13 protein-coding genes are annotated in these 18,723 nt (G+C 69.6%); 5 read left to right on the top strand and 8 right to left on the bottom strand.

The genetic code is table 11. The annotated features are described in order from the left end of the window. Positions 1–97: 97 nt before the first annotated feature. The 6 genes from ABZ321_RS32245 to ABZ321_RS32220 all read right to left on the bottom strand — a co-directional run bounded on the left by ABZ321_RS32245 (position 98) and on the right by ABZ321_RS32220 (position 12,878). Positions 98–607, bottom strand: coding sequence for a hypothetical protein (locus ABZ321_RS32245; RefSeq protein ID WP_344509769.1), 510 nt, complete (start codon positions 605–607; stop codon positions 98–100). Next, positions 592–7,713, bottom strand: coding sequence for an FG-GAP-like repeat-containing protein (locus ABZ321_RS32240; RefSeq protein ID WP_354898300.1), 7,122 nt, complete (start codon positions 7,711–7,713; stop codon positions 592–594). The genes ABZ321_RS32245 and ABZ321_RS32240 overlap by 16 nt, the downstream gene beginning before the upstream one ends. 200 nt (positions 7,714–7,913) lie before the next feature. Continuing rightward, complete coding sequence (locus ABZ321_RS32235) at positions 7,914–8,081, bottom strand: hypothetical protein (RefSeq protein WP_344500648.1); 168 nt, start codon at positions 8,079–8,081, stop codon at positions 7,914–7,916. Positions 8,082–8,424: 343 nt separating this feature from the next. Next, entirely contained in the window at positions 8,425–9,693 is a 1,269-nt protein-coding gene (locus tag ABZ321_RS32230) for an MFS transporter (RefSeq protein WP_354898297.1), read from the bottom strand. 140 nt (positions 9,694–9,833) lie between these two features. Next, positions 9,834–10,688: a DUF4253 domain-containing protein gene (locus ABZ321_RS32225; protein ID WP_354898294.1), complete on the bottom strand. Its 855-nt coding sequence runs from the start codon at positions 10,686–10,688 to the stop codon at positions 9,834–9,836. An 81-nt stretch (positions 10,689–10,769) separates the two neighbouring features. Beyond that, the gene (locus ABZ321_RS32220) at positions 10,770–12,878 is read right to left on the bottom strand and encodes an MMPL family transporter (protein ID WP_354898291.1); all 2,109 of its coding nucleotides are present in this window, start codon (positions 12,876–12,878) and stop codon (positions 10,770–10,772) included. Positions 12,879–13,012: 134 nt separating this feature from the next. Between ABZ321_RS32220 and ABZ321_RS32215 the strand changes: the two genes are divergently transcribed. The 3 genes from ABZ321_RS32215 to ABZ321_RS32205 are packed head-to-tail and all read left to right on the top strand — an operon-like array spanning position 13,013 to position 15,515. Further along, positions 13,013–14,296: a sensor histidine kinase gene (locus tag ABZ321_RS32215; protein WP_354898288.1), complete on the top strand. Its 1,284-nt coding sequence runs from the start codon at positions 13,013–13,015 to the stop codon at positions 14,294–14,296. After that, positions 14,248–14,898 carry a response regulator transcription factor gene (locus ABZ321_RS32210; protein ID WP_344500638.1) on the top strand — a complete coding sequence of 217 codons (651 nt, stop codon included), beginning with the start codon at positions 14,248–14,250 and terminating at the stop codon, positions 14,896–14,898. The genes ABZ321_RS32215 and ABZ321_RS32210 overlap by 49 nt, the downstream gene beginning before the upstream one ends. Positions 14,899–14,945: 47 nt before the next feature. Continuing rightward, positions 14,946–15,515: a hypothetical protein gene (locus ABZ321_RS32205; RefSeq protein WP_344500636.1), complete on the top strand. Its 570-nt coding sequence runs from the start codon at positions 14,946–14,948 to the stop codon at positions 15,513–15,515. 8 nt (positions 15,516–15,523) lie between these two features. On the opposite strand, the gene ABZ321_RS32200 is transcribed toward ABZ321_RS32205, so the two are convergent. Next, a complete protein-coding gene (locus tag ABZ321_RS32200; RefSeq protein WP_354898284.1) occupies positions 15,524–16,291 on the bottom strand; it encodes a helix-turn-helix transcriptional regulator in 768 nt (255 codons plus the stop codon). Between the two features lie 85 nt (positions 16,292–16,376). Here ABZ321_RS32200 and ABZ321_RS32195 point away from each other — a divergent pair, with 85 nt between their 5' ends. Further along, on the top strand, positions 16,377–16,799 hold the full coding sequence (locus ABZ321_RS32195) for a hypothetical protein (protein ID WP_344500632.1): 423 nt from the start codon (positions 16,377–16,379) through the stop codon (positions 16,797–16,799). A gap of 33 nt (positions 16,800–16,832) precedes the next feature. Here the strand turns inward: ABZ321_RS32195 and ABZ321_RS32190 are convergent, their stop codons facing one another. After that, on the bottom strand, positions 16,833–17,534 hold the full coding sequence (locus ABZ321_RS32190; RefSeq protein WP_354898282.1) for a Clp protease N-terminal domain-containing protein: 702 nt from the start codon (positions 17,532–17,534) through the stop codon (positions 16,833–16,835). A gap of 75 nt (positions 17,535–17,609) precedes the next feature. Here ABZ321_RS32190 and ABZ321_RS32185 point away from each other — a divergent pair, with 75 nt between their 5' ends. Beyond that, complete coding sequence (locus tag ABZ321_RS32185) at positions 17,610–18,722, top strand: hypothetical protein (protein WP_354898279.1); 1,113 nt, start codon at positions 17,610–17,612, stop codon at positions 18,720–18,722. The last annotated feature ends 1 nt before the right edge of the window (position 18,723 follow it).

Below are 18,723 nucleotides of genomic sequence, written 5' to 3'. Positions count from 1 at the left end.
CTGGTACCAGGCCGGCCGTACCGCCCCGAGAAGCACACGTTCGCGTCCATACCCGGCTACACGTCGATGTCAGCCGATCGGTTCCATCGCCGTTCGATCAGTTCGAAGTCTGCGAGTAGCCACATCCGACACTCAGCACCAGCACCACCGACTGCCCATTGGCGACGGCCGTGACCTGTTCCCGGGAAAGGCGGAAGCTCGGCAGCGGCGCTCGCCCCTGCGCGAACCGCGTCAGCAGCACGCTGCATCGCGAACCGCCGCCACCATCGACGTTTCCCACACCGTGTGCGATCTGTTCGTACAGCCCCTGACTGCGGTCGTTGGCGCTCTGCAGATCAATCGGGCCGGCGTAGTACGTGAGAATGCCCGGTATGCGGTCCGACGGACCGACCAGCACCACTTCCACGTGACCCTGCAGATACTGCCGATCCGACTGAGTGAAGCCTGCGATCGAAGTTCTGTCAGCGGTCCAGTTCGCGGCCCGGCAGTCGCCTTGCACGCACCAGTTCCACGGCCGCAGGTACAGCACAACGCCGATGCCGAGCACCGCGGCAGCGGCGACGACGAGGGCGACCAGGCGGTACCGTCGACTCACGAGCAGGTCCAATAGTCGGAATTGCAGAGGAAGCGTTCGGCGGCATCATAGTGGCTCATGATGATGTCGGCATAGTAGGTGCCGGTGTTGTCCGACTTCCCGCCGTAGAGTTCACCCTTCTTCGCGTCCGCGATCGCGTCGGCAGGCCCCCTGTTGTACGAGTAGGCCGTCATGTACTCCAGGCTCTTACCCTTAGCCGGTCCCTTAAAATCGGCCTTGTTCGCCTCGATCCCATCCTGAATATCCTTGATGTGATAGGCAGCGACCACGATCGCCAGCTGGTCGTTCTCAACCATGTCGGTGAACTTGAACATGCCCAGCTCGGGGTGATTCGCGACGGTCTCGTCGAATCTGCGTTCGATAAGCTGACCGACGCCGATCGACGGCGAATCACTCCACCAGAGCGCCCCGTAGTCGATCGCCTCGTAGAAAGTCTTCTGCCCCTGACGGCCGCCCTCCCTGAAGATGATTGCCATCAGCATCCGGGCGTCGATCCCGACCCACTGGGCGGCATCGACGATGGTCTGCGACATTACATACGGAAGGAAGTCCCCTCGGTCGTAGTCCTTGCCCTTCTTGTAGGTCTTCTTCTTGAGCTTGGCCAGTTCCCTCTTGAACTTGTCCCGCTTCGCCGCCTCAGGGCTGTAGGCCATGTTCCCGTTGGTGTCGTCGCCAGCGCAGTCGGTCGGATCGGAGCAGGTCCGCATCCCGGTCGCGTCGATGTTCGTCACCGGACTCGCCGCGGCGTAGGAGTATCCGTTGACCTGTTGCGGATCAGCTGGATCGGTGACCGAGTCATCGGAGATGAACCGACCGCTGAGCGGGTCGTATTCGCGCGCTCCGAGGTGGGTGAGCCCGGTGACGTCGCGGGTGCCACCGACGAACCCCTGTGTGTTGGGCCAACTCGGGTCGGCACCCCTGGGCCTGCCGAAGGGATCCGTCTTGCGCCGTGTGACTGCCTGAGTCGCCGCGGCGATCGCGAGTTGCCCAGTGCCGTGATGGTCCTTGGCGAGCCAGGTCAGGTCCGACGGGGTACGGCTGGCAACGCCGTAGTATCGGGTGCCGGTTACGGTGCTGCCGACCTTGCGCAGTTCATAGCCGGAGAGGTACACGGTCGCGCCGGCCGCATCTTTGGCCACGAGGCGGGCACCAGCGGGGTCGTAGATATAGCTGCTGGTCCCATTGCTGTCAGCGATGGAGGCCAGGTGGTTCTCATTGTCCCAGGTCAGAGTCTGCCCTGGTTTGCCGGCGATGTTGCGTGTCTGGGTGTTGCCGGCGGCGTCGTAGGTGTAGCTGTCGGTGCCGTTGCTGCCGCCGGTGGCGGTCACACTGGTGAGGGTGTGCCGCTTGCCCGTGGTCGGGTAGGTGTAGTTGCGGGTGGTGTCGGTCCCGCCACTGGTCGAGTGCTGAGTCTCCTGCGTACGGTTGCCGTTGTTGTAGTCGCTGGTGCCGGTGGCGTACCGGTAGCTGGTCCAGTACGGGTCCGGTCCGCCGATCGCGCCCGCGGACGGGTTTGCCTGGCAGACAGCCGCGGCGGTCGTCCACGCCTCGGTCAGCTCCCGCAGCGCGTCGTAGTTGAAGCACTGGTTCGACACAACTGACCCGGCGAGGGTCTCGGTGATGTTCTTGACGTTGCCCACCTGATCGTAGCCGTACCCTTCGGTGAGCCGCTCGATCCATGTGTTCGGGTTCGCGGAGTTCTCGGTCTCCGTCTTGGTGCTGGTAAGCCGGCGGGTCGAGTCGTCGATGACGGTGGTCTGGCGGACCCGCTTCGAACCGGAGCCGAGGATCTGCTGGTACGGGTCGCCGAAGGCGTAATAGCTCGTCCCGGCGATGTAGGTTTCCATACCGGTCAGGGTGAGCGCCTTGCCGGTGTCGTCGTAGGTGGTGGTCAGCGTCTCTGCGGGCAGGTTGCCGGCGCCCGGGTAGGTCAGCGTGGCGATGGACCCGTCGACCTTGTACGTCATCGACGTGGTGTAGGAGCCGCTCGGCAGCCACGGCATGCTGAGGCTTGAGGGAATGACCGTGGTGGTGCCGAGCGGACGGTAGCCGTCGTCGTAACCGGTGACCGTACTGGTGAAGCTGTCCGTGCCGACGTATCGGGTGGTCGAGGTCAGCTGACCGTTGGCGACGGTGTCGTACAGCCATGAGGCCCGCTTGAACCCGGTCGTGCCGATGCCGTCATACAACTCTGTCGCCCGGCCGAGGGAGTCGTAGGCGGTGGTGAGGCTGATGCCGCGGGCGTCGGTCGTGGTGACCGCTCGGCCGTCGAGATCGAACTTGACCGTGTTGGTGGTACCCCGGTCCGGGTCGGTACTCTGATCCGCCCAACCGCGCAGGTTGAAGCGGGTGCTCCACACGTTGCTGGACTGGTCCTGCACCTGTGTCAGACGGTTGAGCCGGTCGTATGTGTACGTCGTTGCCTGGTAGGTCCCGGTGGCCGTACTGCCCAAGTATTGCCGCAGTTGCGTGGTCGAGCCGCGGACGTTCATGAACGACGTGGTGGCGTAGCCGCCCGTGGGCGTGAGCACAGTGGTACGGTCGCCGTCGTAGGCGGTGGTCGTCTGCCACTTGAATGTCGGGTTGGTGGGGCCGGCGCCGTAGAGGGCGTCGATGGTCTTACGGCCCATGGTGTCGTAGGTGTACCGGTTCTGGCTGAGCACCGTGTTCTCTGCGACGGCCTTGATCGCGTCGGCCGGTCCGCTGGAACTGTCGTAGGCGATCGAGGACTTCGCGACGAGGCCTCTGCCGTCGTACTTCGTGTCGGTGATGATCCGGCCGCCGTTCGCGACAGGTGCCGGTGCCTGGGTCTGCCGCGCCCGGAGCAGTCCGTCGTAGAACTCGTAGCTACTGATGATGTTGCCGTTCGGGCCGAGCTTCTTGGTCTGCACCGAGCTGGCCGGGGTTTCCCGGACGTTGTAGACGTACTCGATGTTCGGTGTCAGGTTCAACGCCCGGCCGGGCAGCCACACCTGGGTAAGCCGTCCAAGCGGGTCGTAGGCCAGGGTCGTGGTCTTGCCGTTCGCGTCGGTGTTGGTCACCGGCTGCGAGCGGACACCGTCGAACGTCGCAGTGGAGATGTGGCCGGCCGGGTTCGTGGTGGTGGCGCTGAGTACGGGTCCGCCGGACGCGGGAGAGTACCGAGTCATCGTCTTGTCGCCGGACGCGTCGAAACTGTCCAGCACTCGACCGTTGTCGTCGTACACGGAACGGCTGGCCTGCGTCCATACCGGCGTGCTGCCGGTGAAGGACTCCAATGCCAGGGTCTTCGTGGCCAGACCGCGGGTACCGATGACGCCAGCAGTGGTGTTGCCGTCAAACAGGGTCTGGCTTCCGCTCAGGTGATTCGCCGGCGCTGGACTGGCCGTGCAATCGGTCGTGAGCGTCTGCGCCTTGTAGTCGATCAGCCAGTTGGTGGTGTTGCGCGCGTAGGTCGTCGAGGTGCACACATTGTCGGTGGCGATGCTCGTGTCGCCCAGGTCCTGTTCCAAGGTCGGTTGCGCGTAAGTCGAGTCGAAGGTGGTCTGCACGTCTGTGCGCCGCCACGTCGACGTTGCAGCGATCCAGATCCGACTCTGCTTGCGGGAGGTCTGCAGGAACGCCGCGGTCTGCACGTTCGGTGCCGCCCAGGCGGGCGTCATGGTCCGGGAGGCGGTCTGCTGCTGCCACGGGTCGTTCAACGTCGCCGAGAGCAGCTGCCCACCCGGCCCGTCGTAGTGGCGTTCCTCGCGGAGGAAGCCGTGCAGACGGTCATCATCGTTGAGCACGGCGCCTTCGGACGCAGTGATAGTCGCCGTTCGGGTGTACAGGCCAGCGTCGGTGCGGTCCTTATGCATGCCGCGCATGTACAGGAATTCGGTGTAGCCGCGTGGATCGCCGGCCGGGCCCTTGGTGACCTTGACAGTTGAGTAGCCGCGCCAGGCCGACCAGGTCCGCTTCGACACCTTCGTGTCCCAGATGCTGTCATTGTGGTGCCACAGCACCGGCGTGGAGGAACCCGCAGTGGTGTAGTCGTAGTTGTACTCGACGGGGGTGGTGCTACCACCGACGAGGTCCACTTCCAGGACCTTCGACACGCGGTACTTGTTCCACCACGACCAACCGGGTTGTGCCAGCGGCGGCGCGTAGTACTGCGGGAAGCATCGCTTGTCGTTGTTGTCCGGGTCCGGCGGCGCGGAGATGGAACAGTCGGTCGGGTCGTAGGTGATCTGCAGTTCGCCGCCGGTGCCGTTGCTGACCCTGGTCACCCGGTACTTGTTCGTCTGCGGCACGCCGGCGGAGACGTTGAAGTCCATCCGGTTTGCGTACGCGGTGCCGCCGAACGTGACCGCCGGCAGAGCTTTGCTGCCGCCGACCTTGCCGGCGTGCGTGATACTGGCCAGCCACAACGACGGGCTTGTGGTGTCGTTCGTCGACGGATACTGATGCGTCAGCGTCCACTCATCCACGTCCTGGTAGGCGGTGCTGCCTCTGACCTTCGTCGTCACACCGGTCAGCCGTTTGATGGTCCAAAACGACGGCGCGATGTTGTTGTTACACGGCACCGCAGAACACTTCAGGTCCCATGGCGTGTCGGGCCAGTTCGCGGTCACCGGGTTCGACCCCGACCAGCAGGACGCCAGGCACCGATCCCCCACCGAGAACACCATCTGCATCGGCGCCGGCGTCGACAGCGACTGGTTCTTCCGGGTGCCGTAGTCGATCCGGTTCAGATACCCCGCCCGGTCGTACGCCGCTGTAGCGCCGGGGTTGGCGAACAGGCCTGTGACGTTCTCTTCCCGCGTGTACCAGTACGACATCGTGTTGCCGTGCGGGTCCTCCACGTAGTCAAGGTTCCACCGCCACGTCTGATAGCACCACGACGCACCGAACGAACCGCTGTTGAAACACGGCTCGTCGCCACGGTTGGCGAACACCGGAACCCGCAGCGCCGAGTTCGTCTCCGCATTCCCCGCCACCCAGCCGGGAATCCGGTTCAGGCCGAAGTAGTACTGCGTGCCGTCCGTCGTCGTGAGCTTCCAGTGCTCACCGTCGTTGTCGCCGTTCGTGGCCCCGGTCAGCAGCTCGAACTTCGAACCGTCATCGCTAGCCAGCCGCCACTTGCCGGTCGCGTCGTCCAGGACCAGGTCGCCGGAATGGCTGCCGAACATGACGGTGGCGTTCTGCGACCGCCAGCACGAGTCCGAGGTGGCATTGGAGTAGAACGGTGCGTAGCTCGCCGCAGTCTTGCTCGTGTTCAGCCACGCCCGCAGCGTGTCCCCTTCACGGCCAATGATGTCCGTGGCACCGTCGCCGTCGAAGTCACCCGCCGTGAGCAGGTTGACGGAGTACCAGACGTTGCTGTTGAACACGCTCGCGGCCTTCGACGGCGCACCGGGCGTCGAGGTGTTCTTGTGGAAGTACATGTCGGAGCCGTAGACCGTCATGATGTCCGGCTTGCCGTCACCGTCGTAGTCCTTCAACGGCAGGAACGTGCCCCAGATCGCCCAGCCCGTCCCCCAGACCGTCGCCGCCCCGAGGCTCAGCGTGCCCGCCGCGCCGTTGCCGGGCCACAGGTACAACGCGTCGCCGGACCGGCCGAGAATGTCACGCTTGCCGTTGCCGTCGAAGTCGCCCTCCATGAACGAGTTGACGGACCCCCACCCGGCACTCAACAGCGACGACGACACCGAAAAGGTCCCCGGCGTCGATGTGTTCTTGTGGAACCACATCTGCCCCGACGAGTTGACCGCCAGAATGTCGACCTTGCCGTCGTTGTCGTAGTCCGCCATCGGCAGGAACGTGCTGTACCCCGACCAACCCGACCACACCACTGGCGCCGCCGTCGAGAACGTCCCCGGCGTGCTCGTCCCCCGCCAGATGTACAGACTGCCACCAGCCCGACCGACCAGATCCACCTTGCCGTCAGCGTCGAAATCCCCAGCCATGAACGAGTCGACCGAACTCCAGCCGCTGCTCACGAACTGCGCCGCCGCCGTCGCCGCACCCGCATGCGACGTGTTCCGCCAGAACCACATGTCCGCCCCGGCCACCGCCAACGCGTCGACCTTGCCGTCACCGTCATAGTCCAACGTCGGCAACATCTTGCCATACCCCGACCAACCCGACGACACATCGATCCGGTTGTTGTAGTCATCCACACACGACCGGAACGACCGCTCGATGTACCCAGGCTCGTAACCCCAACCCTCACCCACCCACGACGTCTGCGCCCCACTCGCATTCGTCCGACCGTCAACAGCGCTCGACGAATACCCCAACGACACATCCGGCACAGGCCCACCCAGCGCTGGCGGCGCTGCTAGCGGGTACGTCCAGGAGAACTCACCGGACTGCGTGCCCGCCTGCCACGACGCCGACGCCGCCAGCGGCGTGTGCGAATAGTCCGGGCCGTCCGCCGACGAGGACAACGCCGTCACCGCGAGCACCGTCGGCGACGATGCCACCGAGGTCCCCGACCGCGACGCCTCAGCCAGATCCGCCTTCGACGCAACCTGTGCCCCCACCGAGATGTCCGCCGTCAGCCGACCGGTCACAGTGTCGTTGCGGGTGGCCAATGCAGTGCCTTGTTGGCACGCCTTCATCTGCGGCGTGCTCACCGCACACTCCGGAAGTTGCACCAAGCTCAGCCGCGCGGACCAGTCGCCGCCGTACGCATCCCGGAACCCGGAATAGTCGAACTCCACCGACGCCGACCCGACCGCGGACACGTCATCCGCCCACGACATGCGCAGCACCACACCCGCCACGCCGACGGCCGCTGCCGCTGCCCGGTCGAACACCTCGACCTTCAACCTTGACGGGCCGGTGCCAGTGGTCTTCGCCTGCGCCGAACGACCTGCCCGTACAGGCGAACTCCCCGCTCTGGTCCGAGCGCCGGCCGCCGGCACGGAGATATCCACCTCCGACGACCCCGCCGCCGGCCAGGTCACCGGGCGCGGCGACCATCCGGCAGCGGTCTCCGTCGCTGACATCGCCTTCGACTTCGTGGGCAGCGTTGAGACCGTCGCCGACTTCTGTGACGGCACGTCCGGCTTGACCGGCGCCGGCGCCGCTTGTGCCGGCAGCGCCACAAACACAGCAGCGACCAGCATGCCTGCCGCTGCGACCGCGGTCACCCGCCGACCGATCCACGTGCGAGCAACCACGACATGCCTCCCCGTTCAGGACATCGAGCAAGAGGAAGGCTAAGGATCGAACGACGTTTTCCGACAGAGTATTCACCGCAAGATCACGCACCGCTACGACCTCCGCAGACCGAACGCTCAGCCAGCCAGCATTGCGTGCCCGCCGGGGTGACGCACATCACGGGAGGCGCTCACCGCACGCATTCAATCGTGCCCATGTGTTCGCGGATTGCCCGAGCGATGAACTCGTACGGGCGGGAGGCGTCATTGGCATCCGGCAGGTGCATCAGTCCGCGGTGCTCCGGGCCGGGCCTCGCGAGCGCCATCAGGAGATCGACCTCAACGACGAACGCCGCCATGTCGTCCGACCCGAAACGCGTCACTCTGTATGGATCAACTTGGCTGAGCAGGGGAAACGCCGCTGTGAACCCGGTTCAACAGTGCCCGACGCAGAGTCACGAGGGTGGAAACGACGGGCGCGTCCGGGGTAGCGAGGTGTTTCCGCCGGTCCCGCCCGCGCTTGCACCCGAGACCGATGGCACCGACCCGACGGGCGGCGAACAGCGCCCCGGCGTATCACTCACCAACTTCCGCTTCGCCAGCAGCGCGGCGACCGCCCGCATCCGGGCGCCGGTGCCGTGTGCGTCCCGGACGTTCGGCACGCCGGTGCGGCCTGAAGCCGGGTCCGCGGGCGGTGGTGGGTCACGGGACAGGGGTCTGGGTCGGGAAGTCGCGCAGGGTGCGGGTCTCGGTGGTGAGCAGGGGCAGCGGGGCGATGACGTACAGGGCGGCGAGCGCCCACATGGCGGGGCGGATGCCGAGTGTCGAGGCCAGCAGGCCGGCGGTCGCCGCGCCGAGTGGGACGGTGCCGAAGACGAAGATGCGGGAGGCCGCGGTGACCCGGCCGAGCAGGTGTGCGGGGACGAAGCTGCCGCGGAAGGTCATGGTCATCACGTTGGACATCGTGGCTCCGGCCAGGGCGATGAAGGAGCCCGCCGTGAACAGTGTCAGGCGCCAGCCGTGGCCGCCGAGGGGCAGCAGCAGGACGAAGGGGGCGGCCGCGAGGTTCGCCAGCAGGTAGGTGCGGGCGCTGCCGAAGCGGCGGGACGCGCGGGAGGCGAGGGCGGCGCCGAGGATGGCGCCGAGGCTGCCGACGCCGATCACGAGGCCCGCGGTCCCCGGTGGGGTGCCTTCGGCGTGGACCAGGAAGACGACGCGCAGCGCGGTGATGCCCAGCATCGCGAAGTTGGTCACCGCCGCGACGATCAGCATGGCCTGCAGGAGGCGTCCCCGCATGATGAAGCCGATGCCGTCGGCGATCTGGCGCAGCATGCCCGGGCGGTCGCCCGCGGCGGGGCGCGGCTCCGGGTCGGGGCGTAGGCCGAGCAGGCAGGCCGCCGACACCAGGAAGGTGCCGGCGTCGATGAGGATGCCGCTGACCGGGCCGGCCGCCTGGGCCAGCAGGCCGCCGAGGCCAGGTCCGGCGACGAGGGCGACCGACGCGCTGGTCTGCAGCTTGGCGTTGCCCTCCATGAGGTCGTCCGCGCCGACGAGATGGGGCAGGAAGGCGTTGAACGCCACGTTGGCGAAGACCCCGGCGGTCCCGGCGAGCAGCGCGGCCACCAGCAGGACGGGCATGGTCAGTACATCGGTCCAGGCCGCGATCGGGATGGCCGCGAGCACCGCCGCGGAGGCGACGTCGGCGATCAGCAGGGTGCGCCGGCGCGGCCACCGGTCGACCCAGACGCCGACCGGCAGACCGATCAGCAGCCATGGCAGCCAGGTGGCGGCCGTGAGCAGGGCGACCATGGCCGGACCGGCCTGCAGGGTCGTGACGGCCACCAGCGGGAGCGCCACCGTCGTCATCGCGGAGCCGACCGCGCTGGTCGACTGCCCGGTCCACAGCAGGGCGAAGTTCCGCGTCCGCAGCAGCCCACCCGCGGGCCGTACCGACGCCGGAAACGACTTCATGGACGGAGCGGCCGATGCGTCAGACCGTCGATCATCTGGGCAGCGTCACACGACGGGCCTGGAACGTCGACTGGTTTTGCAGCCAACCATGTCCGGCGGTAGCTGGTACATCTTCCGGATGCAACCCGACGGCGAACGCGTCAGGGTCGGTTGTGCACGAACCACGCGTCGCCGGCGGTCAGGGCGACGGCGACCTCCCACCGGCTCAGATCGAGGTTGCCGGCGAGCCCCTTGAGCTGACCGGCCGCGGTCCACGCCTCGTCACCCGCGGTCGGGCGGCGACCCACCTGGAACTGCAGCATGGTGCCCCACGACGCGACCAGCCGGGCATCCCACCGGTCCTGCCACTGCGCGAGGACCTCGGCCAGCTTGTACTGGTACTCCCGGGTCTCCGCCCCGTAGAAGTCGACCCAGTACGCCGAGCTGCGGACGTCGCCGGTGGGCAGCAGCATGAGCAGGACGCTGTCGGGCGTGTACCAGTAGCCGGTCTGCGTCACGAACCGCACGCTGTCCAGCACCCGGGCGTGCAGGTCGGGGTCGGCGAGCACCCTGTCGTACAGCGCCCGCTCCAGCGCCTGTCGCGGCACCGGCAGCGCCACGTCCGACACCAGGCCCGTCAGGTCGACGCCGGCGATGCTCCGCGCGTAGTACTCCAGCTCGCCCTCAACGACTTCGTCGTCCTCGCCGTAGTGGCGGTACGCCAGCCACGGCTCGGACGCCCGGGCCGCCTCGGCGAACGCGCGCAGCTCCGGCTCCGACGGACCCGGCTCACTCTCGGACAGCATGCGCATCGAATCGTCGAAGTCGTCGGTGACCAGGACCGGCCGGCGCCCGGTGACCGGCACCAGCGCCTCGGCCGCCCGCCACCCCTCGTGCAGCCGGTCAGGGTCGACGTCGGCGACGATGACGGTGCCCGACGGGCCGTGCCCGACCGGCAGCCCGGCCAGCGGAGTACCGACGAAAGCCGCCGTAATGAGGTCGAGGTCATTCAGCACGGTGACAGTCTCTCCGATGCGGCGGCATGGAGGTGCCCGGGCTGCCCCGTGGCAGCCCGGGCGGACAAGGGCGAGGAGCGGTCAGTGCACCGGCACGGCCGGCTGGTCGGCGTGGGCCGGAGGGTGGGAGCCGGTGCGGGACAGGCGGCCGGGCCACCAGGCGGAGCGTCCGATGTGGAGGGTCAGGGCGGGCACGAGCAGGCTGCGCACCAGCAGCGTGTCGATGAGGACGCCGGCGGTGACGATGACGCCGATCTGGGCCGAGGGCACCATCGGCAGGATGGTCAGGGCCGCGAACGTGGCGGCGAGGACCACGCCGGCGCTGGTGATGACGCCGCCGGTGACCGTCAGGGCGTGCAGGACGCCCGCGCGGTGGCCGAGCTGGGCGGTCTCCTCGCGGGCCCGGGTCATCAGGAAGATGGTGTAGTCGACGCCGAGGGCCACGATGAACAGGAACGTCTGCAGCGGCACCGCGCTCCACAGCCGCGGGTGGCCCATCGCGTCGAGGATGAAGCCCGCCGCGCCGAGCGCCGCCGCGTAGGACAGCACGACGCTCGCCAGCAGCACCAGCGGTGCCACGACGGCGCGGAGCAGGAACATCAGGACCAGCAGGATGACGGCGAGGACGAGCGGGATGACGACGAGGTTGTCGCGGCTGGTGACGGCGTCACCGTCGGCCTCGTACGCGGTGTCGCCGCCGACGATCGCCTCCGACGACGGCACGCCCCGCACGGCGGCCCGCAGCCGCTCCAAGGACGCCAACGCAACGTCGCTGGTCGGTTCGGCGGTGAACGTCGCCTCGATGCGCACCCAGCGCCCGTCCGCCGAGCGCACCGGCGCGCCGACGGTCGCGACGCCGTCGACGGCGCGGGCCGCCTCCAGCACGGGCGCTTCGGAAGCGGCCGTGGCGAGGACGACGGCGGGTGCGAGGGTGCCGCCGGGGTAGTGCCGTTCGATGAGCCGCTGCCCGGTGATCGAGCCGACCTCCTTGGTGAAGATCTCCGCGCCGGGCAGGCCGATGCTCAGGTTCGTGACGCCGAACGTCAGCGCGGCCAGCACCGCCGCGGTCGCGAGCCAGACCGTGCGGGGGCGGGCGCCGACGACCCGGGCGATCCGCGCCCAGACGCCATGGTCGGCGGCGACGTCCTGGTTCGCGATCCCCGGCGTGTACCGCGGGACGAACGGCCAGAACACCCACCGGCCGAACAGCACCAGCACCGCCGGCAGCAGGGTCGTCATCGCGCACAGGGTCGCGACGACCGCGACGGCACCCACCGGTCCGAGGCCGTGCGTGGCGGGCAGGTCGGCGGCGAGCAGGCACAGCAGGCCGATCGCGACCGTCGCCGCCGACGCGCAGATCGCCGGGAAGGAGCGGCGCAACGCGATCGCCATCGCCTCGTGCCGGTTCTCGTGCCGGCGGAGCTCCTCGCGGTACCGGGCGATGATGAGCAGCGCGTAGTCGACGCCGACGCCGATGGCGAGGATCGTCATGATGTTCTGGCTCTGCAGGTCGACGGCGAGCCCGGCGTGCTTGGCGAGCAGGTAGACGACGCCGCCGGCGACCTGGCTGGCGACCGCCGCGGTCAGCAGCGGGATCAGCCACAGCACCGGGCTGCGGTACGTGAGCAGGAGCAGCAACGCGACCGCGCCGACCGTGGCGAGCAGGAGGGTGATGTCGACGCCTTCGAACGCGTCGGCGAAGTCGTCCTCCGCACCGGCGGATCCGGTCAACGCGACCTGCAGCCCGTCCGGGCGCTGCGCGGCGAGACGGTCCTTCACCGGGGCGACCGCGGCCGTCTGCTCCTCGTCGGTGCCAGCGAGCGCGAACGACAGCAGCAGCGCCTTGCCGTCCGCGGCGGGCACCGGCTCCGGCACCGTCCCACCGGCGGCGTGCGCGGCGAACACGGCCCGGTCCCCGGCCACCTTCGCCCGGTCGGCGTCGGTGAGCCCGGACTCGCGGACGTACACGGCGACGGCGACGAGCGTGTCCGGCTCGGGGAACGCGGCCTCGGCGAGGGCGGCGGCGCGGCTGGCCTCCGCGGACGCGGGCAGCGAGCCGAGCGAGTCGTTGTCCTGCACGTCGGTGAGCTTCAGCGCGAGCGGGCCCAGCACCGACGCGATGACGACCCAGAGCGCCAGCATGAGCAGTTTCGTACGGCGGCCGGACGGCAGCCTGGACAGCGTGGACATCGCGGGTTCCTCCCTGGAGTGGCGATGCCTTCGATCCAACGCACCGCGCGCCGCGCGGGCAGGAGTGGCACGTCCCGAACCGTGGTGGTGATAGCACCACCGCCACCGCCGGGCGCGTGGGCGAGAATGGGACCGTGCCTGCATCCGATCGCGTCAAACGCGGACTGCTGGCGGGATTGCGCAGCATCCTGCTGGCGATCGGCACGCTGTCCACGAACATCGCCCTGCTCGTGCTCTTCGTCGTGTCGGTCGTGCTCACGGTCGCCGGCGTCGGCATCTTCCTCGTGCCGCTCGTCGCGGTCGGCGTCCGCGCCGTCACCGACCTGCACCGCCGGCTGCTGACGGAGTGGACCGGTGTCGTGATTCCGCGTCCGTACCGGCAGCGCCCCGCCGACGCCGGCCTGTGGCGCCTGTACCGCTGGGTGGTGACGGACCCCGCGACCTGGCGGGACCTGCTGTGGCTGGTGTTGTCCGTGCAGGTGGTGGGGCTGCTGCTGATCACCCCGCCGGCCCTGATCGCCAGCGGCGTCGAGGGCGTGCTCGGCGTGCCGGTGCTGCTGTACTTCGTGATGGACTGGTACGGCTACGGCGTCTTCTGGCCCATGGACAACCTCGCGAAGGCGCTGGCGAGCTGGCCGCAGGGGGTCGGCATCCTGGCCGCCGGGCTGACGCTCACCCCGTACACGCTGCGCTGGTACGCGCAGTTCACCCAGTGGTTCCTGGCGCCGACGCGGGCAGCCGCGCTCGCCCAGCGGGTCGACCGGCTCACCCAGACCCGCACCGACACCGTCGACGCGCAGGCGACCGAGCTGCGGCGGATCGAGCGGGACCTGCACGACGGCGCGCAGGCGCGGCTCGTCGCGGTCAGCATGAAGCTCGGCCTCGCCGAGGAGCTGATGGCCCGTGACCCGGAGGCGGCGATGCGGCTCATGGCGCAGGCCCGCGAGCACAGCGGCCTCGCCCTGGCGGAGCTGCGCGACCTGGTCCGCGGCATCCACCCGCCGGTCCTCGCCGAGCGCGGCCTCGACGGCGCCGTCCGCGCGCTCGCGATCAGCGCGCCGCTGCCCGTCGACGCCGACGTCGACCTGCCGGGCCGCCCACCGCCGCCGGTGGAGTCGGCGGCCTACTTCGCGGTCGCCGAGGCCCTGACGAACATCGCGAAGCACAGCGGCGCGTCCGGCGCGCGGATCCGCCTGTCGTACCGGCGCGACCGCATCATCATCGAGGTCAGCGACGACGGCCGGGGTGGCGCCGACCCTGCCGCCGGCAGCGGGCTGAGGGGGATCGAGCGACGCCTCGCCGCGTTTGATGGCACCATGTCCGTGGCCAGTCCGCCCGGCGGACCCACCACCGTGACGATGGAGCTGCCGTGCGAGTTGTCATCGCCGAGGACCTCGCCCTCCTCCGCGACGGACTGATCCACATCCTGCAGGCGTTCGACTTCGAGGTCGTCGCGGCCGTCGACAACGGTCCGTCGCTGCTGCCCGCGCTGCTCACCCACCGCCCCGACGTGGCGGTCGTCGACGTGCGGCTGCCGCCCACCTTCACCGACGAGGGGCTGCAGGCCTCGATCGCGGCCCGCGCCGAGGTCCCCGGGATGCCGATCCTCGTGCTCTCGCAGCACGTCGAGCAGCTGTACGCGCGGGAGCTGCTCGCCTCGGGCGCCGGCGGCGTCGGCTACCTGCTGAAGGACCGGGTCTCCAACGTGGGCCAGTTCATCGACGGGGTCCGCCGCGTCGCGGAGGGCGGCACCGTCATGGACCCGGAGGTGATCGCGCTGCTGCTGGCCCGCCGCCCCGCCGACCGGATCGCCGACACGCTCACCGCCCGCGAACGCGAGGTCCTCGCCCTGATGGCGGAGGGCCGCTCCAACGCGGCGATCGCCGGCCGGCTGTTCGTGACGGAGAAGGCCGTCAGCAAGCACATCAACAACATCTTCAGCAAGCTCGGCCTCCCCCCGTCCGGCGACGACAACCGCCGCGTCATGGCCGTGCTCACCTACCTCGACCAACTCGCCTGACGCAACTAATCTATATATCTGGGGTGATGCTCTGCGGGGGAGGCGGCATGCGGTTCTATCGCGGTCCACGGTCGTTGCGCGGTGTGCTCTGGTTCTTCGGTGTCTGGATCACGTTCGCGACCGTCCTGGTCGGGCTGGGCCTGTGGCTGACGTGGGAGGACACCCACGGCGGCGAGGCCATCGCGACCGTCCAGCGGGTCGACCGGTACCCGACCCTCCCGAGTGAGTTCGCCGCGATCGACGACGCCGCATGGTCGAACACCGATCAACTGCAGTGGCAGTACACGTCGGTCTTCGTGCTGCCCGACGGCACCCGTTGTGAGACGACCGCCCGGCTGTTTCCGGACGACCGGCGGGTCGAGGTCGGCGATGCCACCGAGGTGCACTACTCGCGCTGGCAGCCGTGCTCGAACGTGCAGCGGGCCGACCGGCCGCGCCCCGACATGTCCACCGTGCTCGGCGGGGGCGCCACCATGCTGGGCATCAGCCTGGTCGTCTTCGTCATGACGATCGCGTTCGTCCGCGCCCTCCCCGCCAGAGCGGCGGCCGGGGTGACCGGTCCCGAGGATCACGGGCCGGCCCAGTCCGCGCGGCGGCTGCCGGGCTGGCGCCCCTGACGGCTGCCCTATCTCGCGTCCACCAGGTCGTTGAGTGCGGCGGCGGTCGCGTCGTCGGCCGGCAGGAACGCTTCCAGCCGCAGCTCCGCCACGGTCACGTCGGTCGCGGTGCCGAAGTGGGTGAGGGTGGTGACGAGCCGCAGCTCGTGACCGGCCGCTCGCAGCCGTAGCGGCACCGCGAACCCGAGGTGGTCCTGCGGCACCTGCCGTGGCGGCGCGTACCCGGCGAGCTCTTCGGCGAGGCGGGCGAGCCGGTCGCTCGGGTTGCGTTCGCTCTCCGCCCCGACCCGGTCGATGACGTGCCACGCCCACTGGGCCAGGTTCACGATCCGTGGCGCGAGCCCTTCCGGGTGCAGGAGGATCCGCGGTACTGACACCGGCGCCGCCCGCAGCGACGGGGTGACGCCGCGGGTGATGGCGTCGAATCCGGCGTTGGCGGCGACCAGGTCGCCGTGCCGGTCCACGACGACCGCCGGGTACGGCAGGTGCCCGTGCAGCACCCGTTCGAGCGCCGCCCGGACCGACCTGAGCTCGGGCCCGTCGAGGTCGCCGTGCGGGTACGCGGGCGCGAACCCCGCGGCGAGCAGCAGCTCGTTGCGCTCCCGGATCGGCACCTCCAGGGACTCCGCCAGCCGGATGATCATCGAGCGTCCGGGTGCCGACCGCCCGCTCTCGATGAAGCTGACGTGCCGCTGGGTGGTCCCGGCCCGTGCCGCCAGCTCCAGCTGGCTGACCCGCCGCCGGGTCCGCCACGTCCGCAACGCTTCGGCGATCATGCCTTCTGTCTACCGGTTCGCCGGCCGCCTGACGATTCCCTGCGGGGAATTGCCGGTAGGCGGTGGACGCAGCACAGTTCGGCGCATGTCCGATCACGATCTGCAGCAGCTCATCGACCGTTACGTCGCCGTGTGGGGCGAGCCCGACCCGGCCCGCCGCCGCGCCGCCGTGTGTGACCTGTGGACCGGCGACGCCGTGCACGTCCTGCAGCCGCCGCTGGAGATGCGCCAGGCGGCCGCCGGTCTCGGCTTCGGCCGGCTCGCGCTGGAGGCCCGCGGCCATGACGCGCTCGAGTCGCGGGTGTCTCGCGCGTACGAGGAGTTCGTCGCGCCCGGTGGCTACGTCTTCCGCGCCCGGGGCGACGCCGACCGCCTCCACGACGTGGTCAAGTTCCACTGGGAGATGGTGCCCACCGGCGGGGGCGCCCCCGCCGGCGTCGGCCTGGAGATCCTCGTCCTCTCCCCCGACGGCCGGATCGCCGCCGACTACCAGTTCATCGAGGCCTGACCCGTCCCGTGCGGCAGCGATGGACCGACGGTCCTACGCGGCCGCGATGGACGCTTCCGCCGCGGCCTTGTCGACGCCCAGGCCGGCGAGGACGCCCGTGCCGTCCTCGAGCTCGAGCAGCGCGAGCAGGATGTGCTCGGTGCCCACGTGGTTGTGGTTCATCCGCAGGGCCTCCCGGAAGGTCAGCTCCAGGCCCTTCTTGGCGTGCGCGTCGAACGGGATGAGCGCGGGCACGGCGTCGGCGGCCGGCGGCAGGGTCGCGACGGCGGTCTCCCGGACGGCGTCCAGCGACACGCCCTGGGCGACGATCGTCTGGGCGCCGAGCGCGGTCGGGTCGGCGACCAGGCCGAGCAGCAGGTGCCCCACGCCGATGTGGTCGTTGCCTCTGGCACGGGCCTCCTCCTGCGACGCGACGACGACCTTCCGGGCCCGGTCGGTGAAGCGGCTGAAGCCCTGGCTGGCGTCGAGGTCGGGCGCCTCGCCCTTGGCGACGAACCGCTTCTGGGCCGCCTGCTTGGTGACGCCCATGCTGCGGCCGATGTCCGTCCAGGAGGCGCCGGAGCGGCGGGCCTGGTCCACGAAGTGCCCGATCAGGTGGTCCGCCACGTCGCCGAGGTGGTCGGCGGCCAGCACCGCGCTGGTGAGCTGGTCAAGGGCCTCGGGGTGCGTCTTCTTGATGGCCTCGATCAGGTCGTCGAGCCGGATCTGGCTGGTGGCGGGTTCAGGTGTCGTCATGCGTCAACCATAGGTTGACGATTCGGTTTGCGTCAACTCGGCGTTGACGATCCTGGTGGCCATTAGACTGCCGAAGTGACCGAAGCTGGCAGGCAGACGGGGAGCTACACGGACAGCTGGCACCGGCAACCGCTGCCCCCGCCGCTGGACGGCGCTCCGTGGCCGACGTCGGCGCAGTGGTCGGCGATCGCCGCCGTGTGGCTGCTGGCCGCGTGGACCGGCGAGGCGACGCCCGGCTGGCGCGGCGAGTGCGTCACCGGCACCGCGCCCAGCCGCGACGCCGAGCAGTGGCCGCAGCCGCCGGCGCTGGAGTCGATCGCGGCCATCGGCGGCTTCCCCACCGGGCCCGTCGCGGCCGAGGTCCTGATCAGCCTGGTCCAGCCGGCCCCCGGCCGCCCGTTCGACTCCGCCCGCCCCGAGGCCGACGTGGCCGCCGACGTCGCCGCGCTGCTGGCCGCCCGGATCCCCGCGACCGACCACCGGGCCGCCGTGCTGCTGGAGTACCTCGCCGGGCGGCTGACCGGGCCGTACACCGACCTGCTGCGCGTCTCGACCGGCGACGACGACCTGCACCTGCTGCACCGCGACCCGTCGCATGGCCGGACGCTGCGCCTGACCGTGTCCCCCGCGGCCACGACCGAGCCGCCGCCGGTGCTCGCCGCCGACGGCGCCGACGGTCCGCTGCGCACCCGGCTCGCGTGCCTGCTGACGCTGCTGAGCGCCGAACTGTGGGTGAACAACAACAACCCCGTGACGTTCCGGGTGTGGATCGGCCCGCGCGACACCGCCGACCCCGTCGCCGACGCCACCTCCTGGTGGACCCGCACCCGCGAGGAGCCACCCGACGAGCCGCCGCACCTGCACCCGGTCACCGTCGAGGAGCTCGACCTCGGCGTGTACACGATCGTGCGCGGCTCATTGCGTGACCTGTTCGACGACGACTGGGACGGCGTCGAGGAGTGGCCGCACGTCCCGCAGAACCACCTCACCCGGCACCTGTACCGCGACCTGCTCGACCTTCTCCTGACCCGCACCGCCGGCCAAGGCACCCCGCCGGACGTCCTGTACACCGGCTACCTGCCGATCACCGGCCGCCCCGACGACACCGAGGACGACGACTTCCTGGGCACCGTCATCTTCGTCGGCCCCACCGACGTCGCCGTCCTCGACCTCGACCTCAACTGCTGAC

The organism is Dactylosporangium sp. NPDC006015 (assembly GCF_040614215.1).
GTDB classification, from domain to species: domain Bacteria; phylum Actinomycetota; class Actinomycetes; order Mycobacteriales; family Micromonosporaceae; genus Dactylosporangium; species Dactylosporangium maewongense.
The sequence above is the reverse complement of the archived record's forward strand: the minus strand, read 5'-3'. Positions and strand labels throughout refer to the sequence as shown.

What these genes read in the sequence shown, in the direction of transcription:
- ABZ321_RS32190 (WP_354898282.1), bottom strand. Translation starts at nt 17,534, where the DNA reads ATGACGACACCTGAACCCGCCACCAGCCAGATCCGGCTCGACGACCTG.
- ABZ321_RS32200 (WP_354898284.1), bottom strand. Translation starts at nt 16,291, where the DNA reads ATGATCGCCGAAGCGTTGCGGACGTGGCGGACCCGGCGGCGGGTCAGC.
- ABZ321_RS32220 (WP_354898291.1), bottom strand. Translation starts at nt 12,878, where the DNA reads ATGTCCACGCTGTCCAGGCTGCCGTCCGGCCGCCGTACGAAACTGCTC.
- ABZ321_RS32230 (WP_354898297.1), bottom strand. Translation starts at nt 9,693, where the DNA reads ATGAAGTCGTTTCCGGCGTCGGTACGGCCCGCGGGTGGGCTGCTGCGG.
- ABZ321_RS32205 (WP_344500636.1), top strand. Translation starts at nt 14,946, where the DNA reads ATGCGGTTCTATCGCGGTCCACGGTCGTTGCGCGGTGTGCTCTGGTTC.
- ABZ321_RS32235 (WP_344500648.1), bottom strand. Translation starts at nt 8,081, where the DNA reads ATGGCGGCGTTCGTCGTTGAGGTCGATCTCCTGATGGCGCTCGCGAGG.
- ABZ321_RS32195 (WP_344500632.1), top strand. Translation starts at nt 16,377, where the DNA reads ATGTCCGATCACGATCTGCAGCAGCTCATCGACCGTTACGTCGCCGTG.